The organism is Puia sp., from assembly GCF_035546395.1.
In the GTDB taxonomy this organism is placed as follows: domain Bacteria; phylum Bacteroidota; class Bacteroidia; order Chitinophagales; family Chitinophagaceae; genus Puia.
Window position 1 is genome coordinate 22422 of sequence record NZ_DASZXR010000002.1, and the last position, 16568, is coordinate 38989.

The 16568-nt window shown below is 54.1% G+C and carries 13 protein-coding genes; 8 read left to right on the forward strand and 5 right to left on the reverse strand.

The window, feature by feature from the left end; translation table 11 throughout:
• The first annotated feature begins 1 nt into the window (after position 1).
• A complete protein-coding gene (locus tag VHE34_RS01150; RefSeq protein WP_325583696.1) occupies positions 2-850 on the forward strand; it encodes an aminotransferase class IV in 849 nt (282 codons plus the stop codon).
• Positions 847-2157 carry a deoxyribodipyrimidine photo-lyase gene (locus VHE34_RS01155; protein ID WP_325583698.1) on the forward strand — a complete coding sequence of 437 codons (1311 nt, stop codon included), beginning with the start codon at positions 847-849 and terminating at the stop codon, positions 2155-2157. Before VHE34_RS01150 ends, VHE34_RS01155 begins: the two co-directional genes overlap by 4 nt.
• On the opposite strand, the gene VHE34_RS01160 is transcribed toward VHE34_RS01155, so the two are convergent.
• Together VHE34_RS01160 and mqnB are read right to left on the reverse strand one after the other, a co-directional pair.
• The gene (locus VHE34_RS01160; RefSeq protein WP_325583700.1) at positions 2144-2962 is read right to left on the reverse strand and encodes a 1,4-dihydroxy-6-naphthoate synthase; all 819 of its coding nucleotides are present in this window, start codon (positions 2960-2962) and stop codon (positions 2144-2146) included. The two genes, VHE34_RS01155 and VHE34_RS01160, sit on opposite strands and share 14 nt — an antisense overlap.
• Entirely contained in the window at positions 2959-3615 is a 657-nt protein-coding gene (gene mqnB / locus VHE34_RS01165; protein ID WP_325583702.1) for a futalosine hydrolase, read from the reverse strand. Before mqnB ends, VHE34_RS01160 begins: the two co-directional genes overlap by 4 nt.
• Positions 3616-3681: 66 nt before the next feature.
• Between mqnB and VHE34_RS01170 the strand changes: the two genes are divergently transcribed.
• The 4 genes from VHE34_RS01170 (at position 3682) to fabD (ending at position 6222) form a co-directional block, all read left to right on the forward strand.
• Positions 3682-4092: a 6-pyruvoyl trahydropterin synthase family protein gene (locus VHE34_RS01170; protein WP_325583704.1), complete on the forward strand. Its 411-nt coding sequence runs from the start codon at positions 3682-3684 to the stop codon at positions 4090-4092.
• A 77-nt stretch (positions 4093-4169) separates the two neighbouring features.
• Positions 4170-4592: a 6-carboxytetrahydropterin synthase gene (locus VHE34_RS01175; RefSeq protein WP_325583705.1), complete on the forward strand. Its 423-nt coding sequence runs from the start codon at positions 4170-4172 to the stop codon at positions 4590-4592.
• Positions 4593-4621: 29 nt separating this feature from the next.
• A complete protein-coding gene (folE, locus tag VHE34_RS01180) occupies positions 4622-5218 on the forward strand; it encodes a GTP cyclohydrolase I FolE (RefSeq protein ID WP_325583707.1) in 597 nt (198 codons plus the stop codon).
• A 113-nt stretch (positions 5219-5331) separates the two neighbouring features.
• The gene (gene fabD, locus VHE34_RS01185) at positions 5332-6222 is read left to right on the forward strand and encodes an ACP S-malonyltransferase (protein WP_325583708.1); all 891 of its coding nucleotides are present in this window, start codon (positions 5332-5334) and stop codon (positions 6220-6222) included.
• 10 nt (positions 6223-6232) lie between these two features.
• Here fabD and VHE34_RS01190 read toward each other — a convergent pair whose 3' ends face one another.
• Together VHE34_RS01190 and VHE34_RS01195 are read right to left on the reverse strand one after the other, a co-directional pair.
• Entirely contained in the window at positions 6233-6682 is a 450-nt protein-coding gene (locus tag VHE34_RS01190; RefSeq protein WP_325583709.1) for a GNAT family N-acetyltransferase, read from the reverse strand.
• Between the two features lie 17 nt (positions 6683-6699).
• A complete protein-coding gene (locus VHE34_RS01195) occupies positions 6700-7692 on the reverse strand; it encodes a beta-ketoacyl-ACP synthase III (protein ID WP_325583711.1) in 993 nt (330 codons plus the stop codon).
• Positions 7693-7750: 58 nt separating this feature from the next.
• Here VHE34_RS01195 and ruvA point away from each other — a divergent pair, with 58 nt between their 5' ends.
• The gene (ruvA, locus tag VHE34_RS01200) at positions 7751-8356 is read left to right on the forward strand and encodes a Holliday junction branch migration protein RuvA (protein ID WP_325583712.1); all 606 of its coding nucleotides are present in this window, start codon (positions 7751-7753) and stop codon (positions 8354-8356) included.
• Positions 8357-8458: 102 nt separating this feature from the next.
• A complete protein-coding gene (sprA, locus tag VHE34_RS01205) occupies positions 8459-15808 on the forward strand; it encodes a cell surface protein SprA (RefSeq protein ID WP_325583714.1) in 7350 nt (2449 codons plus the stop codon).
• Here the strand turns inward: sprA and VHE34_RS01210 are convergent.
• A complete protein-coding gene (locus VHE34_RS01210; RefSeq protein WP_325583716.1) occupies positions 15805-16566 on the reverse strand; it encodes an SDR family NAD(P)-dependent oxidoreductase in 762 nt (253 codons plus the stop codon). The genes sprA and VHE34_RS01210 overlap by 4 nt on opposite strands.
• Positions 16567-16568: the final 2 nt, after the last annotated feature.

A 16568-nucleotide genomic window follows, 5' to 3' on the forward strand; every position in this document is an offset into this window, starting at 1 on the left:
GGTGAACTCCCCCGCCTGGATCGATCATAATGGCGCCTTGCTTCCCTCAAACAGCGGGATCATAAATGCCGCAAACCGGGCGTTCCACTATGGTGACGGGCTTTTTGAGACCCTAATGGTCAGGAATGGCCGCATCCGGCTCCGCGACGCACATTTCGACCGCCTTTTTGCCGGGATGAACCTGCTCCGATACGTCATTCCACGCCAATTTACCCGGGAAAGCCTGGAAGCCAGCTTATTGCAGTTATGCGACCGGAATGGTCACCTCTCTCTTGCCCGCGTAAGGCTCACCATTTACAGGGGAGATGGCGGGCTTTATGATCCTGAAGATCTCCATCCCCGCTACCTCATTGAGTCCTGGCCGCTTGGCCCGGCCGATATCGATTGGAATGAAAAGGGGTTAGCGATCGACATCTACCCCGATGGGATAAAGTCCTGTGATCTCCTCGCCAATGTCAAGTCAAATAATTTTCTGCTTTATGCTCTTGCTGCACTATATGCGAGGGAATGTGGACTGGACGATTGCCTGGTCCGGAATAGCCACGAGAGACTCGCAGACAGTACTATTGCCAACCTCTTCTTTTGCAAGAACCGGCAGGTATACACCCCGCCGCTGTCGGAAGGATGCGTGGCCGGGGTCATGCGGCGATTCCTGCTCTCCCAACTCCCTGGTGCGGGCATTCTCGTTCACGAACATCCGGTGACGGCCGAAGATTTGCTGGATGCCGATGAGGTCTTCCTCTCCAATGCCATCCGGGGCATCCGATGGGTGCAGACTTTTCGTAAATCTCGCTACGGCTGCGATCTATCGCGGACCATCCATCATCAACTGATAAAAGCATTGCTGTGAAAACTGCCATCACCATTTTCTGGTTCCGCCGGGATCTCCGCCTGGAGGATAATGCCGGGTTATACTATGCCCTCAAAAGCGGGCCCCCCGTCCTGCCGGTGTTCATTTTTGACAAGAATATCCTCGACCTCCTGGATAACAAGACCGACCGGCGGGTAGAGTTTATTTATAAGACCCTGATCGCAATTCAGGAGCAGCTGGAAAAGATCCATTCGACCCTGGACGTGCGATATGGCCGGCCGGCCGAGGTATTTCGTCAGCTTCTCGACGAATACGAGGTCAAGGCAGTATATACCAGTACGGATTACGAACCCTATGCCACCGAACGGGACAGGGAGATCGGCCGGCTGTTGAATGACGAACGGATTCCTTTCCAAAGCCATAAAGATCAGGTTGTTTTTGAAAAGAATGAGGTGGTCAAGGAAGACGGGAGCCCGTATACGATCTTTACCCCCTACAGCCGGAAATGGAAGACCGTATTGAACAACTTTTATCTCTCCTCGTATCCGACGGAAAAATATTTCAACCATTTTCTTCAGCAGGAACCCATCGCCACTCCCACCCTCCGCTCCATTGGGTTCAAAGCTACCGGCGAGCCCTTTCCCGCTGACCGGATAGAAAGCCAGCTTTTGATCCGCTATCAACAACAGCGTGACTACCCCGGCGTAAACGGGACCACTCATTTGGCTCTCCATCTGCGCTTTGGGACCATCAGCATCCGAAAACTGGCGAGAAAGGCGTCCGAGCTGAGCGAAACCTTCCTCAATGAGTTGATCTGGCGGGAGTTTTACCAGATGATCCTCTGGCATTTTCCGCAGGTCGGAAAGGGAAAGGCTTTCAAGCCGGCCTTTGACCGTATCCAATGGCGCAACGATGAAAAGGAGTTTGAAAAATGGTGTACCGGTCAAACCGGTTATCCCTTCGTAGATGCAGGGATGCGGGAACTCAACTCGACGGGGTTTATGCACAATCGTGTACGGATGGTGGTGGCGTCCTTCCTGGCCAAGCATCTGCTGATCGACTGGCGTTGGGGCGAGACTTACTTCGCCGAACGACTGCTTGACTTCGATCTGGCAGCCAACAACGGCAACTGGCAGTGGGCTGCCGGCTGTGGCTGCGATGCCGCCCCGTATTTCCGGGTCTTTAACCCTGCGCTTCAAGCCAAAAAATTCGATCCTGATCTTCGGTATATCCGCCGATGGGTGCCGGAATTGGAAGAGCTCGGCTACCCGCCCCCGATCGTGGATCATGAAATGGCCAGGGAGAGGGCTATCAAGGCCTACAACAAAGCGGTCAAAGGGAGTTAATGCCCACCCGCTGATGAATACGTTCGTAGGTTTGCAACAGGGTCCTGACGGCTTTTGCACCATCCTCGCCCAAAGAAAGCGAATAATTATTGACGTATAGGTCGATGTGCTGACGCATCACCCGCTCGTCCATCTCCTGTGCATGGGATCGAACGAATTCCGGCAACTCAGGGTAATGGTCGAACGCATATTCGAGGCTCTTCCGGATAAGACTGTTTATCTTTTGAGATAAGGCGGCGTCATGACCTTTTCGAAATACGATCCCGCCCAGGGGGATTGGCGCTCCCGTCTCATGCTCCCAATATTCCCCTAGATCCAGCAACTTGACCAAATCCCGTTGCTGGTAGGTGAAACGGTTCTCGTGAATGATGACCCCGCAATCGGCAGTTCCGGACAGCACCGCGTCCTCGATGTCTGAAAAGACCATGAACTCTTTCCTGCGCGCCTCAGGGAAGGCCAGCGAGAACAGGAGGTGTGCCGTGGTTCGTTGCCCGGGGATGGCGATACGACCACCGGGTACCTCCGTCAAAGCAATCGGTTCCCGGGCGATCAACAGCGGGCCAACGCCCTTTCCCAGTGCACCGCCCGCATCGAGCAATTCATAATGGGACAGCAGCAATGGCAGGACGCCATAGCTGATCTTGGAGATATCCAGCTTTCCCTGCACGGCCCATTGGTTGAGGGTTTCGACGTCCTCCAGGAAAAGTTCGAATTCGATCCCCTCCGTATCGATCTTTTTGTTGACGAGGGCATTGAATATGAAGGTGTCGTTAGGACAGGGACTGAAGCCGAGCGAAAATTTCATGATCTTTCTTTTTCGAGTTTTTTCAACAGGCCAATGAGTTGTTCATTGAGCCGGGTAATGGCAAACGGAATATTCCATTTTGTCTTATCTCGCACGCCGATGAGGTTCGATACTGCCCGCAGCTGCAAAAAAGGCACCCCTGTCTGCAGACACACATAGTGAAGCGGGCCTCCTTCCATGCTTTCAACAACCGCGGAGGTATTTTGTTGATGCCACCGGATCCTTTGGGGATCGGTCGTTATTTCGTTGACGGTCATGGCTCTGACTCGTTCGAGACCGGTTTGGGCAAGTAATGAAGTATGCGGGTTTACGAGGCGGCCATTGGTGAAAGGGAAGCCATTCGGGTCAGCCAGCTTCATATCGAACAGTGATTTAAAGCGTTCGTCCTCCCAGACTCCAAGGTCGGCCAGCACTTCTTCACTGACAACCAACACTTCCCCCGCTTTTTTATCGGTCAGACAACCGGCGATACCCGCCTGGATGACCACCGCCGGACGCGAACTCCCGATCTGCCGGGTAAGCGCATAGCTGGTGGCGAGACTACCCACTCCGGTGATCAGCGGAGATACGGAAACCGACCCGCCGTTACGGTTGAGGTAATCGATAGTTGGTTGAATTTCAAAGCTTGTGGCGGCCGTCAATAGGATCTCCATTTTACAAATATCTGCTTCTTAATTGTTACCTTTGCCGGAATTTTATCTCTAATAGGACTAAGGCAAATGGTGTATCTGACGCGCCTGGAGCATTTCAATGCAGCGCATAAACTCTATAATCCAGGCTGGACCAAGGAAAGGAATGAAGCTGTTTTTGGACTTTGCGCCAACGAGAACTGGCATGGGCATAACTATGATCTTTATGTCACCATCAAGGGTGAGCCCGACCCGGATACGGGGTTCGTGTTTGATGTAAAGCGGCTGAGCGACATAATAAAAGAGCAGGTCATAGAGAAAGTAGATCATAAGAATTTGAACCTGGATGTCGAATTTATGCGGGACAAGATGTGCTCCACCGAGAACCTGGCCGTCGGCATCTGGCAACAGTTGGTGCCGCATCTTCCGGCCGGTGTCCTATTGCACGCGATCAAGCTCTATGAGACACCCAGGATCTACGTAGAATACTTTGGAAACTGACAACGGGGGTCACAGGCCCCCGGGCCGAAGGCCTATCATTAGCGCTGGCGCCGAAGGCGCAAAAAAAAACAGCATCTATGAATCAAGAGACAAAAAAAGTAGCTGTCTACCGCAAAGAACACTTCAACGCGGCGCATCGCATTTTCAATCCCTCGTGGGATGACAAGAAGAATGCGGAAGTGTTCGGAAAATGCAGCAACCCCCATTATCACGGCCACAACTATGAGTTGGTCGTCAAGGTAACCGGGGTGCCTGATCCCGAAACCGGATACGTGATGGATATGAAAGTGCTGTCCCGGATCACAGCGGAAGAGGTGCTCGAAAAGTTCGATCATAAGAACCTCAACCTCGACACCCTCTATTTTCGCGATCTTAACCCTACTGCCGAGCACATCGCCATGGTGATTTATGATCTGCTTCGGGCAAGGATCGACCCACGCCTGGATCTTCAGGTGAGACTATATGAAACGGAGCGGAATTTTGTTGAGTACCCTGCCTGATCAAAGACAAATATTCAAGGTAACGCATTATGGCATATACGAAAATCGAACAGTACGACGAAAAGATAACCGCGGCGCTGACAAAGAACTATCGTGAGTCTCTCGATCTCCTGGGCGAGGACGGTAACCGGGAAGGTCTCTTGAAAACCCCCGAGCGGGTCGCAAAAGCGATGCAATTCCTGACACAAGGATATGAGATGGATGCGCATGCGATTCTCAATTCGGCTAAATTCCACGAGGAGGTAAGCGAGATGATCCTGGTAAAGGACATCGAATTGTACAGCTTGTGCGAACATCATATGCTGCCCTTTTTCGGCAAGGCCCACATTGCCTATATACCCAACGGATGGATCACAGGATTGAGCAAGATAGCGCGTGTCGTCGACGTATATGCCCGCCGTTTACAGGTGCAGGAGCGGATGACCACGCAGATCATGCATGCCATCAAGGAAACCCTAAATCCCCTCGGCGTTGCCGTTGTCATCGAGGCATCCCACCTTTGTATGATGATGCGCGGCGTACAGAAGCAAAACTCGGTAACCACGACGTCCGCGTTCTGGGGTGAGTTTGAAAAGAACGAAACCCGCAATGAGTTCACAAAACTTATCTCTTCCAGTCTGCACTGATATCGATGATCTTTTGGATATCCAGAGATTTTCTTTGCTGAATCCGGGCTTTATGGCATATTTGCAGGTTCATTGGGGGCCGATGGCCGCCAAAATAATAAACTCGGATTAGTATGAAGCATGCCTACGTTTTCCCCGGACAGGGATCGCAATTCCCGGGAATGGGGAGAAACCTTTATGAGAATAGTGCGTTTGCAAAGAAGTTATTCGAACAGGCCAATGAAATGCTGGAATTCCGGATATCCGATATCATGTTCAACGGCACCGAGGAACAACTGCTTCAGACCTATGTGACCCAACCGGCTATATTCCTTCATTCCGTCATCGCATTCAAGGGCATCGAGAACAGCAAGCCCGAAATGGTGGCAGGCCATTCCCAGGGAGAATTCTCTGCCCTTGTTGCAAACGGCGTATTAAGTTTCGAGGATGGGCTCAAACTGGTCTCGGCACGTGCCGAAGCCATGCAACATGCCTGTGAAAGGGAGCCTTCGGGAATGGCGGCTATATTGGGCCTTGCTGACGAAGTAGTGGAGAATATCTGTGTCGAAGTTCAAAAGGAAACAGGCGAGATCGTCGTTCCTGCCAACTATAATTGTCCCGAACAACTCGTGGTCAGCGGCTCGCCGAAGGCGTTGCAACTGGCCGGCGAAAAGGCGAAAGCTGCGGGGGCGAGAAAGATCGTCCCGTTAAAGGTTAGCGGCGCCTTTCACTCTCCTTTCATGGCTTCCGCGCAGGAAGAGCTAAGAGAGGCCATTGAAAATACCACCTTCTACACTCCCACTTGCCCCGTGTACCAGAACGTGGTGGCCAGGGCAGTCGTTTCCAAGGACGAGATCAAGAAGAATTTGATCGAGCAGCTCACGGGGCCCGTAAAATGGACCCAGTCCATTCGCGCGATGGTAGCCGACGGAGCGTCTCATTTTACAGAGGTAGGCCCGGGAAAGGTGCTGCACAAGCTCATCCACAAGATCAACCACGACGTACTCATGGACGGCGTTCACTGATGGATCCCGATCAATCGATGGAGCAGTTGACCCATCCCGCATCAAACTGAGCGGCATATTTTTTATAGAACCGGATGGCGGGTTCGTTCCAATCCAATACCTGCCATACCATGCCTTTGAAGTTCTTTTCCCGAACCTCCTCTATAAGCCGGTCGAACAATAATTTCCCGAGGCCCTTGCCACGCATTTCTTCGGTGACGATGAGGTCCTCGAGGTACAGCCGCTGTCCTTTCCAGGTGCTGTAGCGAATATAGTATAACGCAAATCCTTCGACCCGGCCATCCACAGTAACGACAAATGCCCACCATACGGGCCGGGGGCCAAAGCCGCTTTGGGTAAAATGCTCAAGCGTTACCGTTACTTCCTGCGGCGCCCGTTCATACTCCGCCAATTCACGGATCAGCTGTAACAAACGCGGGCAGTCCTCACGGACCGCCCTGCGAATCATGATATTTTCCATAAATCCAAAAATCCGGTTTAGTGCCCCCATTTGACCCAGGTAGCACCCCAGGTGAATCCGCCGCCAAACGCCGCCAATACCAGGTTGTCCCCCTTTTTCAGCTTGTCTTCCCAGTCCCACAGACAGAGGGGAATGGTCCCGGCCGTAGTATTGCCGTACCGCTGGATGTTGACCATCACTTTCTCTTCCGAGAGACCCATGCGGTGCGCCGTGGCATCGATGATACGCTTGTTGGCCTGGTGCGGCACGAGCCAGCTGATATCATCGCCGGTCAGGTTATTCCGTTCCATCAGTTCCGCACTGACATCGGCCATGCCCTTTACGGCAAATTTGAAAACGGCCTGGCCCTCCTGGTAGATATAGTGCTCTTTGGCGGCAACCGTCTCTATGGTAGAGGGCTTCAGTGAACCGCCGGCCTTCATATGGAGATGGGTCCGGCCGCTGCCGTCGCTTCGCAAAATGCTGTCCAACACCCCATATCCTTCCGTATTGGGCTCAAGTAGTACGCCCCCCGCGCCGTCGCCAAAGATGATACAAGTGGTCCGGTCGGTATAGTCAACGATGCTGCTCATCTTGTCCGCGCCGATGACGACCACTTTCTTGAATCTGCCGCTCTCGATATACATAGCACCGCTCGTGAGGGCGTAGAGAAACCCCGAACAGGCGGCGCTCATGTCAAAACCCCAGGCATTCTTCGCACCTACTTTGTCGCAGACGATATTTGCCGTGGAAGGGAATAACATATCCGGCGTTACCGTCGCTACGATAACACAATCGATCTCCCCGGGGGTGATACCCCGCTTGCGACAAATCTCCTCCATCACCGGTACGCAAAGATCCGACGTCGCCTTACCCTCTCCTCTCAAGATCCTTCTTTCCTCTATCCCCGTGCGGGTCCGTATCCATTCATCATTGGTGTCAACCATTTTTTCCAGGTCGGCATTCGTCAATCGGTCCTCGGGTACATATCCTCCTATCGCGGTGATAGCGGCGGTGGTTCTCTTAGTCATTATAAATTTCCAATCAGGTGAAGAAAAGTTTTTTGCAAAGGTGGGGAAAAATATCCAAATGCGTATTTTCGTGACTATGATCGCTTTTTTACGAGGCAGTTTTGCCTTCAAAAGTCCGGCGCTGGTACATATCGATGTTGCCGGAGTGGGGTATGAGCTCCAGATAAGCCTTAATACCTATTCCCGCATCGAATCCCTGGAAAGCGGCGCCCTGCTCACTTACTTGCATATCCGCGAAGATGCGCATGTCCTTTATGGGTTCTTCGATAAAGCGGAAAAAGACCTGTTTATCCAGCTGATCGGCATATCAGGAGTTGGCGCCGCGACCGCAAGGATGATGTTGTCTTCCATGAAGCCCGAGGAGATCACCCGGGCGATCCTGCAGGGCAACGCGAAACAGCTCGAAACGATCAAAGGGATCGGTAAGAAATCCGCCGAAAGGATCGTCCTCGAACTGCGTGATAAACTGGGTAAATCCCGGGAAGAAAACACAAATATTTCATCTCTGACAAGCAATACCTTAGAACAGGATGCGTTAAATGCACTGATCACGCTGGGAATAGCCAGACCTGCCGCAGAAAATGCCATCAAAAGAGTCATGAGTGAAGGGCCCGGAGCAGATAAGATCGAGGATGTTATTAAGAAAGCTTTAAAAATCTTGTAAGCCTATCGGTGGAACTCTACCTAACTAATTCTTGAGGAAAGTTTGACCCGCCATTTGTTTCTGTTGGTCCTGGCAACGGTAGTGTTAACAGCCGCTTCAGTTGTGTTTTGTACAACTGTATCGGCGCACCCATTCCAGCAACGGGACACGACGGCGCCCGGGAATAGACGGGATACCGTTGCTCATCGCACCGATACCGTCGGTCTGGCCGATTACTATCTGAACCAGATGCGAAGAGCCGCCGACTCGATCCGGAAACAACAGGACTCCATCCGGCGACAGCGAGACTCCATCCAGCGCCGGGCCGCCCGGGACACCGCCCGACCCGGCGACAGCCTCCGATTCCCCATTTACGACCGGCGCGGCGACCGGTTCTCCAATCCCGGGAGGAATCCCTTCGACCTCAAAGACCCGCCCAACCTCCGCGATTCCATCGTCTACGACCCCATCACCCAGCAGTACTATATCATTGAAAAGATTGGTAACCAGTATTATAGAAAGCCGACCTATCTCACATCCCAGGAAATGCTCCAAATGTCCGGAGATTCGGCCGAGCGGGACTACTTCCGAAAGCGGGCGGACGCCCTCGATGCTCTCAACCGGCGGCTTTTCCGCCCCAAGCTATCGGTAAGCGACAATCTCTTCAACCGCATCTTCGGGAACGGCAAGATCGACATCAAGCCCCAGGGCAACGTCGATGTCACCGCGGGCTATATGGGTCAGAACATCCAGAACCCGACCCTTCCCGAAAGCGCCAGGCGCACCGGGGGCTTCGACTTTAACGAGAACGCCAACATCCAGGTGGTCGGCAATATCGGGGACAAGCTGAAGCTGCCCATCAGTTATAACACTTTGGCAAACTTCGACTTCGAGAACCAACTGAAACTGGATTATACCGGCGGCCCGGACGAGATCATCAAAAAGATCGAGGCGGGTAACGTTTCCTTTACCACCCCCAGTACCCTGATGACCGGCGCCCAGTCCCTCTTTGGGATCAAGACCAAGCTCCAGTTCGGAAAACTGTCCCTCACCGCGGTCCTTGCCAACCAACGCTCGCAGAAGCAGACCGTTTCCTCCCAGGGCGGTGCCGCCGTCACTTCCTTCCAGTTCAAAGCGGACGACTATGATGAAAACCGGCACTTCCTGCTGGCGCAGTACTTCCGCAACAACTTCAACCGGGTCATGTCGACCATTCCCGTCGTCAGCTCCCAGGTGAATATCCTGCGGCTCGAGGTCTGGGTAACCAACCGGAATGGGGTCGACACCGGCTCCCGGCAGATCGTGGGCCTGATGGACCTCGGGGAAGCATCCCCCTACAATAATCGGATCGGGCGTGGTGCCAACGGTACGGGGCTTCCCGACAACGATGCCAACGGCGAATACCGGAGCATCATCAACGATCCTTCCAGCCGTAGCCCCTCCTCCGCCGCAAACAAACTTAACTCGCTGGGACTGGCCCAGGTACAGGATTTCGAGATAGTTTATGCCCGGAAACTGAATCCGGCGGACTATTATTTCAACCCACAGGTGGGTTTTATCTCGATCAATCAAACCCTCCAGGCCAACGACGTGCTGGCCGTCGCTTACCAGTATAGCTATAACGGACATATCTACCAGGTCGGGGAATTCTCCAACGACGTTCCGCCGGACACCACCGCGGGAACGGGTGGGGGAGCATCCAAGGTGCTGTACCTTAAATTATTAAAGGCCACTTCACAGCGTACGAATCTGCCGCTCTGGAACCTGATGATGAAGAACGTCTACTCCCTAAAGACGCCAACCGGCGGCTACCTGGCGAATATTCAGCAATTGGGATTCCAGTTCAATGTCAACTATGACGAACCAAGCAAGGGTACGAAGCGTTACCTGCCCGAGGGACCAAAGGCCAACTTACCGCTCATCTCCGTCCTCGGCCTCGACCGGCTGAACCAGCACAACGACCCCGGCTCGGACGGCATCTTCGACTATATCGAAGGACTAACCGTTATTTCTAACCAGGGCCGGATAATCTTCCCGGTCCTCGAGCCCTTTGGCCGGGACCTCGACTCCCTGGCTTTTCCCGGCGCACCGCAGTCTCTGAAGGATAAATATGTCTTCTACCAGCTGTACGATACCATCAAGGCAGTTGCGCAGACCTTCGCCAACGTCGACCGGTATGTACTGAACGGTTCGGCCAAGGGACAATCCACTTCCAGCCTGTCGCTGAATGCGTATAACGTTCCCCCAGGTTCCGTCGTGGTCACCGCAGGGGGGCAAACCCTGCGGGAGAATATCGACTATGTGGTGGACTATAATCTGGGCCAGGTCCAGATCATTAACCAGGCCATCATCAATTCGGGCGTGCCCGTCAACGTTTCGTTCGAGAACAATGCCAATTTCGGCTTGCAGCAACGAAGCTTCATGGGCGTCCGGCTCGACTATCTTGCCAAAAATACCGCAAAGGAGTCCCTCAATATCGGCGCCACGTTCGAACGGCTGAACGAACGTCCCTTCTTCAGCAAGACCGACTATGGCGAAGACCCTATCCGGAATACGATGATCGGTTCGGACGTCAACTACCGGGGACAGCTACCCCAGCTTACCCGCCTGCTGGATAAGCTGCCATTCTATTCGACAAAAGAGATGAGCACCATCAATGCGTATGCAGAGGGCGCCATCCTCCGGCCCGGCCATCCGCCACAGATCGGTAAGGGCACCAGCGGCGCCGTCTACATCGACGATTTTGAAGGCAGCACCAGCGCCATCGACCTGCGTTTCCCATTGACCAGCTGGGCGCTGGCTTCCACGCCGGCTGTCCCGCTCACCTCGCCAGGCTCTTATCCGCCATTATTCCCGGAAGCAAATCTGACCGACTCCCTGGACTATGGCTTCAACCGCGCCAAGCTGGCCTGGTATAACATCGAACCTACCTTGCAGGACCCGAGCAATTCCAATAACCCGGTTGCCGGCTACGAAAATCCCCTGCACGATCCGCGCATCGGGCCGATACAGGTGCAGCAGCTGTTCCCGAATCAGTCGGTACAGACGGGCCAGGCACAGCTGGTCACCTTCGACATGGCCTTCTATCCAACCGACAGGGGGCCCTACAACTTCGACGCCCGGCCGGGAAGCATTGGGCCGGATGGCAAACTGTTGAACCCGCAGAAGCGATGGGGCGGGATCATGAGGGCTCTCGACCAGACCGATTTCGAAACAGCCAATATCGAGGTTCTCCAGTTCTGGGTACTCGATCCCTTCGCCGCCCCCAATGGCGTGACTAATACCAGCAAGGGCGGCCAGCTCTATATCGATCTGGGCAGCGTTTCGGAAGATATCCTGAAAGACGGGAAAAAAGAATTCGAGAACGGCCTCAACTCACCGAACATCACCGCGGAGATCGACAGCAGCTCCGTCTGGGGCAGGGTACCGGCCAATCCGATCCAGGTGACCACCGCCTTTAGCAACAACGCCGCCGACCGCCCTTTCCAGGACGTCGGTTTGGATGGGATGCGCGATATCGAGGAACAATCGAAGTACAGGCCTTATATACAAGCCCTGACCGCAACGGCCGGCGCCACGGTCGGGCAGAATGCCAACAATGACCCGTCGAGCGACAACTTCATCAACTACCGCGACGCTGCCTACGACGCCTCGAAAACGGGTATCCTCGGCCGCTACAAGAACATCAATAACCCGGATGGCAACTCACCCATCGCCAATACGGGGTCGACTACCATTTCCGCCTATACGCTTTATCCCGATCAGGAAGACCTGAACAAGGATAATACCATGAACACCCTCGAACAATATTTCGAGTACAAGGTCAACCTTACCCGGGACAGCCTCGGAAGGACAATGGGATTCGACTATGTCACGGACTCCGTCACCTTCACGCCCTCCGGCGGCGGTGTGAGCCAGACCTGGTACCAGATGTCTATTCCCCTCTCGGAGTATTATCAGAATGTGGGGAATATGCCCGATTTCCGGTCCATCCAGTTCATCCGGATGTACCTGACCAACTGGTCGGATTCGGTGGTCCTCCGCTTTGCCCAGCTGCAGCTGGTACGCAACTCCTGGCGCAGCTTCGCCTATACCATCGATACGACGGGCAATATGACCCTGCTACCGAACAGCACGACGAGTTTCAACGTTACGGCCGTGAACATCGAGCAGAACGCCTCGCGCGCGCCCGTTAATTATGTTTCCCCGCCTGGTGTTGTCCGGCAACAGGAACTCAGCAACAACAATGTCAACCTCCTGCTCAACGAACAGGCGATGAGCCTGCAGATCTGCAACCTCCTGCAAGGGGATGTTCGCGGGGTCTACAAAACGACCAACTTCGACCTCCGCCGCTACGGCACCCTCGAAATGTTCGTTCACGCGGAAGCGGTAGTGAATGGAGGCGTGAACGACAACGATATGTCGTACGTCGTCCGCATCGGCAGCGACTTCGTCAGCAACTATTATGAGATCCGGGTGCCTATGCGCGTAACGGCATGGTACCCCACCGGGACAACCGATCAGGTAGCCGAATTGGTCTGGCCTGCACAAAATAATCTCAACCTGAACCTGAACCGGCTGGTGAAGTTAAAGGTGGATCGGAACAACGGAGGCACCACCAACAGCTATTATAAAGAGACGGATGCCGATGGCCGGTCCTACGCCATCCTGGGTAACCCCAACCTTGGAGCCATCCAGGCCGTCTTCCTTGGCGTACAGAACGTCAACCGGCCTACTGTCTGTACCGAAGTATGGTTCAACGAGCTCCGGCTCACCGATATCAGCGAAAGGGGAGGCTGGGCTGCCGTCGGCAAGGTCGACATGAAGCTGGCCGATCTCGGTACGCTCACCGTGTCGGGCAGTAACAGGTCGGTCGGGTGGGGGACCATCGATCAGAGCACCAACCAACGATCCCTGGATAACAATTCGGAAATAGACGCCGCCATCAATATCGACGCCGGAAAGCTCCTGCCCAGGAAGGCCGCGGTGTCCATACCCGTGTACGCAGGTGTGACAAAAACGACAAGTACGCCGGAATACGATCCGTTCGACCTGGACATCAAGCTCAAGGATAAGCTGAATTCGGCGGCCGCCAGGCAAAAAGATTCCATCCGGCAGCAGGCGATAGACCAGACGACCGTGCAGACCATCAACTTTACGAACGTCCACAAGAATAACACGACCAACAAGAAGTTGAAGATCTGGAGCATCGAGAACGTGAACGTCAGCTATTCCTATAGCCGGAGCGAACATCACAGCCCGCTCGCCTCGGAAGACGAGCTTATCACTCATAAGGCCATTTTTGCCTATAACTATACGCATACGGCGAGATTTATCGAGCCGTTCAAAAAGCGCATCAAATCCAGGTCTCCCTGGCTGGGGCTGATCCGGGATTTCAATTTCAACCTCATGCCGAGCGTTCTCGGCTTTCAGGCAAATATCAACCGGCAATTCGGCGCCTACCGCTCCCGCAATATCGGCGGGCCGGACGTCCTGCCGGAGACCTTCAATAAGTTCTTTACCTTCGACCGGCTCTATACGCTGCGCTGGGATTTCACAAAATCCCTTGCCCTGGACTTTACCGCCACCAATAGATCGTGGATCGACGAAGACAGCGGAAGACTCAACAAACAGCAGCGTCACCAGATGTGGCAACGCTTCTGGCACGGTGGCCGTACCGTCCTGTATACACAGAACACCAACGTCACCTATACGCTGCCGACAGCCAAGTTCCCCGCCCTCGACTGGACCACGGTGAAGGCCGGTTATTCGGCGTCCTATACGTGGACCGGCGCCTCCCAGTTCCTTTATGCACAGGCTCTCGGGAACAGCATTTCCAATACCCAGCAGCGGACCGTGATCGCCGATCTGGATTTTACGCGGTTGTACAGCAAGTGGAAACTATTGCGCGGACTCGATCAGCCGCCGAGGACGATCACGGTGAATGGGAGACAGGTCCCCGATACATCGAGGCGCGCGACGGCATCGCCGCAGGCTGCCGCCCTCATCGGTGTGCCCAAGGCCCTGGCAAAACTGCTCACTTCGCTCAAGCATATCACCGTCAACTATTCGGATAACAGTTCGTCCACCATCTATGGTTTCCTCGACAGCACCCGCGCATTGGGCATGGACTTCCATTCGATGGAACCCGGCTGGGGCTATGTCTTCGGACGGCGTGCCGACACCAATTTCATCAATAAACTGGGAAGAAGGAACCTGATCTCCCGGGACTCGGCGTTGAATAGTCAAAACCTGATCAGCTATGCGCAAAAAATCTCGGCTACCGCCACTCTGGAGCCCATCCGCGATCTGCGCATCGCACTCAATTTGGATAAAACCTTCGGTCAAAATTATTCCGAACTGTATAAGGACACGATTGGCGGCAACGGGTTTGCCCGGCTGAATCCCTATATTGCGGGGACCTTCAGCATCAGCTATATTTCCTACAAGACACTTTTCGAGAAATACCGCCCGGACCAGATCTCCGCTACCTTCCAGCGGTTCGAAAATTACCGGCAGATCATTTCCCAACGCCTGGGGTCCATCAACCCTTATACCGGCGGTCTTACGGGCGGCGACGGGTATACGGTGGGATATGGCCGTTATGCCCAGGATGTGCTCATACCCGCCTTTATCGCGGCCTATACCGGCAAGAGTCCGACCCAGGTGGCGCTTGTCAATGAGAAAGGCAGTAATGTCACCAGCAACCCCTTCTCCGGCTATCTGCCTAAGCCCAACTGGCACATCACCTATAACGGACTTAGCAAGCTGCCCTGGTTCAGCAGGATCTTCACCAACTTTAACCTGACCAACTCCTATACGGGTAGCCTGAGCATGAACAGCTTCAATTCCCAGCTCAACTATGGAGATCCGTCAAGATATGGCCAGCCGGGTTTCATCGATACCCTGACCGGCAACTTCATTCCCTATTTCGCGGTGCCCAATATCACCATCTCCGAACAATTCTCGCCGTTGCTTGGGGTCGACATGGCTTTCGTCAATATGATGACTGCGCAGGCCAGCTATAGCCGCTCCCGGCAACTCAGCCTTAGCCTGATCGATTTCCAGCTCAGCGAGACGCATTCATCGGAACTGAGCATTACCCTCGGCTATAAGAAGAGGAATGTGGGACTGCCCTTTGGCTGGAAGGTCCCCGGTAACGGGAAGACTCCGCCCAGTGGGGCACCCGGCAGTATCAATGCGCAGAAGGGATCGAACGATCTTACGTTGAAGTTGACGGTCAGCGTCAGAGATGACGCCATGTCCAGCAGCTACCTGGACCAGAATGCCTCTCTGCCGACAGGAGGACAACGGGTGATCCACATCGGTCCAACGATCGACTACGTACTGAATAACCGGATCAGCCTCAATTTCTATTTCGACCAGGCCCGGACAACTCCCAAGATATCCACCACTCCCCCGATCGTTACCACCAAGGGTGGCATCCATATCCGGATCGCACTGGCGCCTTAAAATTTCTTATAGAAGTAGATGCCATCGGCCTGCGCCGTACAGGTCATGACCAGATCGTTGATACAGACATGCGGCGGCAAACCGGCACAGTAATGAATGACATCGGCAACATCCCCGGCGGTAAGCGGTGTATAACCGTCATAGATCTTCTTTGCCTGACCGGCGTCTCCCTTGAAGCGGACATTGGAAAACTCGGTTTCCGCCGCGCCCGGGTGAATCGCCGTGACCTTTATCCCATGCCGCAGCAGATCGATCCGCATCGAATGAGAAATAACATCCACCGCGGCCTTGCTCCCGCAATAGGCATTTCCTTTCTCATAGATGTCCTTTGCCGCAACGCTCCCCAGGTTGATGATATGCCCATTTCCAACCGGGATCATCAGTGGAAGAACAGCCTTGGATACATACAAAAGCCCTTTCACATTCGTATCGATCATGGTCTCCCAGTCCCCGAGATCGGCATCGTCGAAGAAGTCCCTGCCCAAGGCGAGACCTGCATTGTTGATCAGGATATTGACCCTTTTCCAGGATGCGGGCAGGCTCGCCACCGCCGAAAAGACTGCGCTTTTGTCCTGCACATCGAAAGTCAGCGGCAACACTCGTACGCCGGTGCGATCTTCCAGTTCCCGCTTCAGGGCAATAAGCCTGTCCTCCCGTCTTCCGGTAATGATAAGATGATCGCCGCCGGCGGCGAATTTCCGGGCGCAGGCTTCACCGAAGCCAGAAGTTGCGCCGGTAATAAAAATGGTCCTGTTCATAA

Excerpts from the sequence above, each read along its gene's own strand:
- VHE34_RS01160 (WP_325583700.1), bottom strand. The coding sequence starts at position 2,962 with ATGAAATTTTCGCTCGGCTTCAGTCCCTGTCCTAACGACACCTTCATA.
- mqnB (WP_325583702.1), bottom strand. The coding sequence starts at position 3,615 with ATGGAGATCCTATTGACGGCCGCCACAAGCTTTGAAATTCAACCAACT.
- VHE34_RS01170 (WP_325583704.1), top strand. The coding sequence starts at position 3,682 with ATGGTGTATCTGACGCGCCTGGAGCATTTCAATGCAGCGCATAAACTC.
- VHE34_RS01175 (WP_325583705.1), top strand. The coding sequence starts at position 4,170 with ATGAATCAAGAGACAAAAAAAGTAGCTGTCTACCGCAAAGAACACTTC.
- folE (WP_325583707.1), top strand. The coding sequence starts at position 4,622 with ATGGCATATACGAAAATCGAACAGTACGACGAAAAGATAACCGCGGCG.
- fabD (WP_325583708.1), top strand. The coding sequence starts at position 5,332 with ATGAAGCATGCCTACGTTTTCCCCGGACAGGGATCGCAATTCCCGGGA.
- VHE34_RS01190 (WP_325583709.1), bottom strand. The coding sequence starts at position 6,682 with ATGGAAAATATCATGATTCGCAGGGCGGTCCGTGAGGACTGCCCGCGT.
- VHE34_RS01195 (WP_325583711.1), bottom strand. The coding sequence starts at position 7,692 with ATGACTAAGAGAACCACCGCCGCTATCACCGCGATAGGAGGATATGTA.
- ruvA (WP_325583712.1), top strand. The coding sequence starts at position 7,751 with ATGCGTATTTTCGTGACTATGATCGCTTTTTTACGAGGCAGTTTTGCC.
- VHE34_RS01210 (WP_325583716.1), bottom strand. The coding sequence starts at position 16,566 with ATGAACAGGACCATTTTTATTACCGGCGCAACTTCTGGCTTCGGTGAA.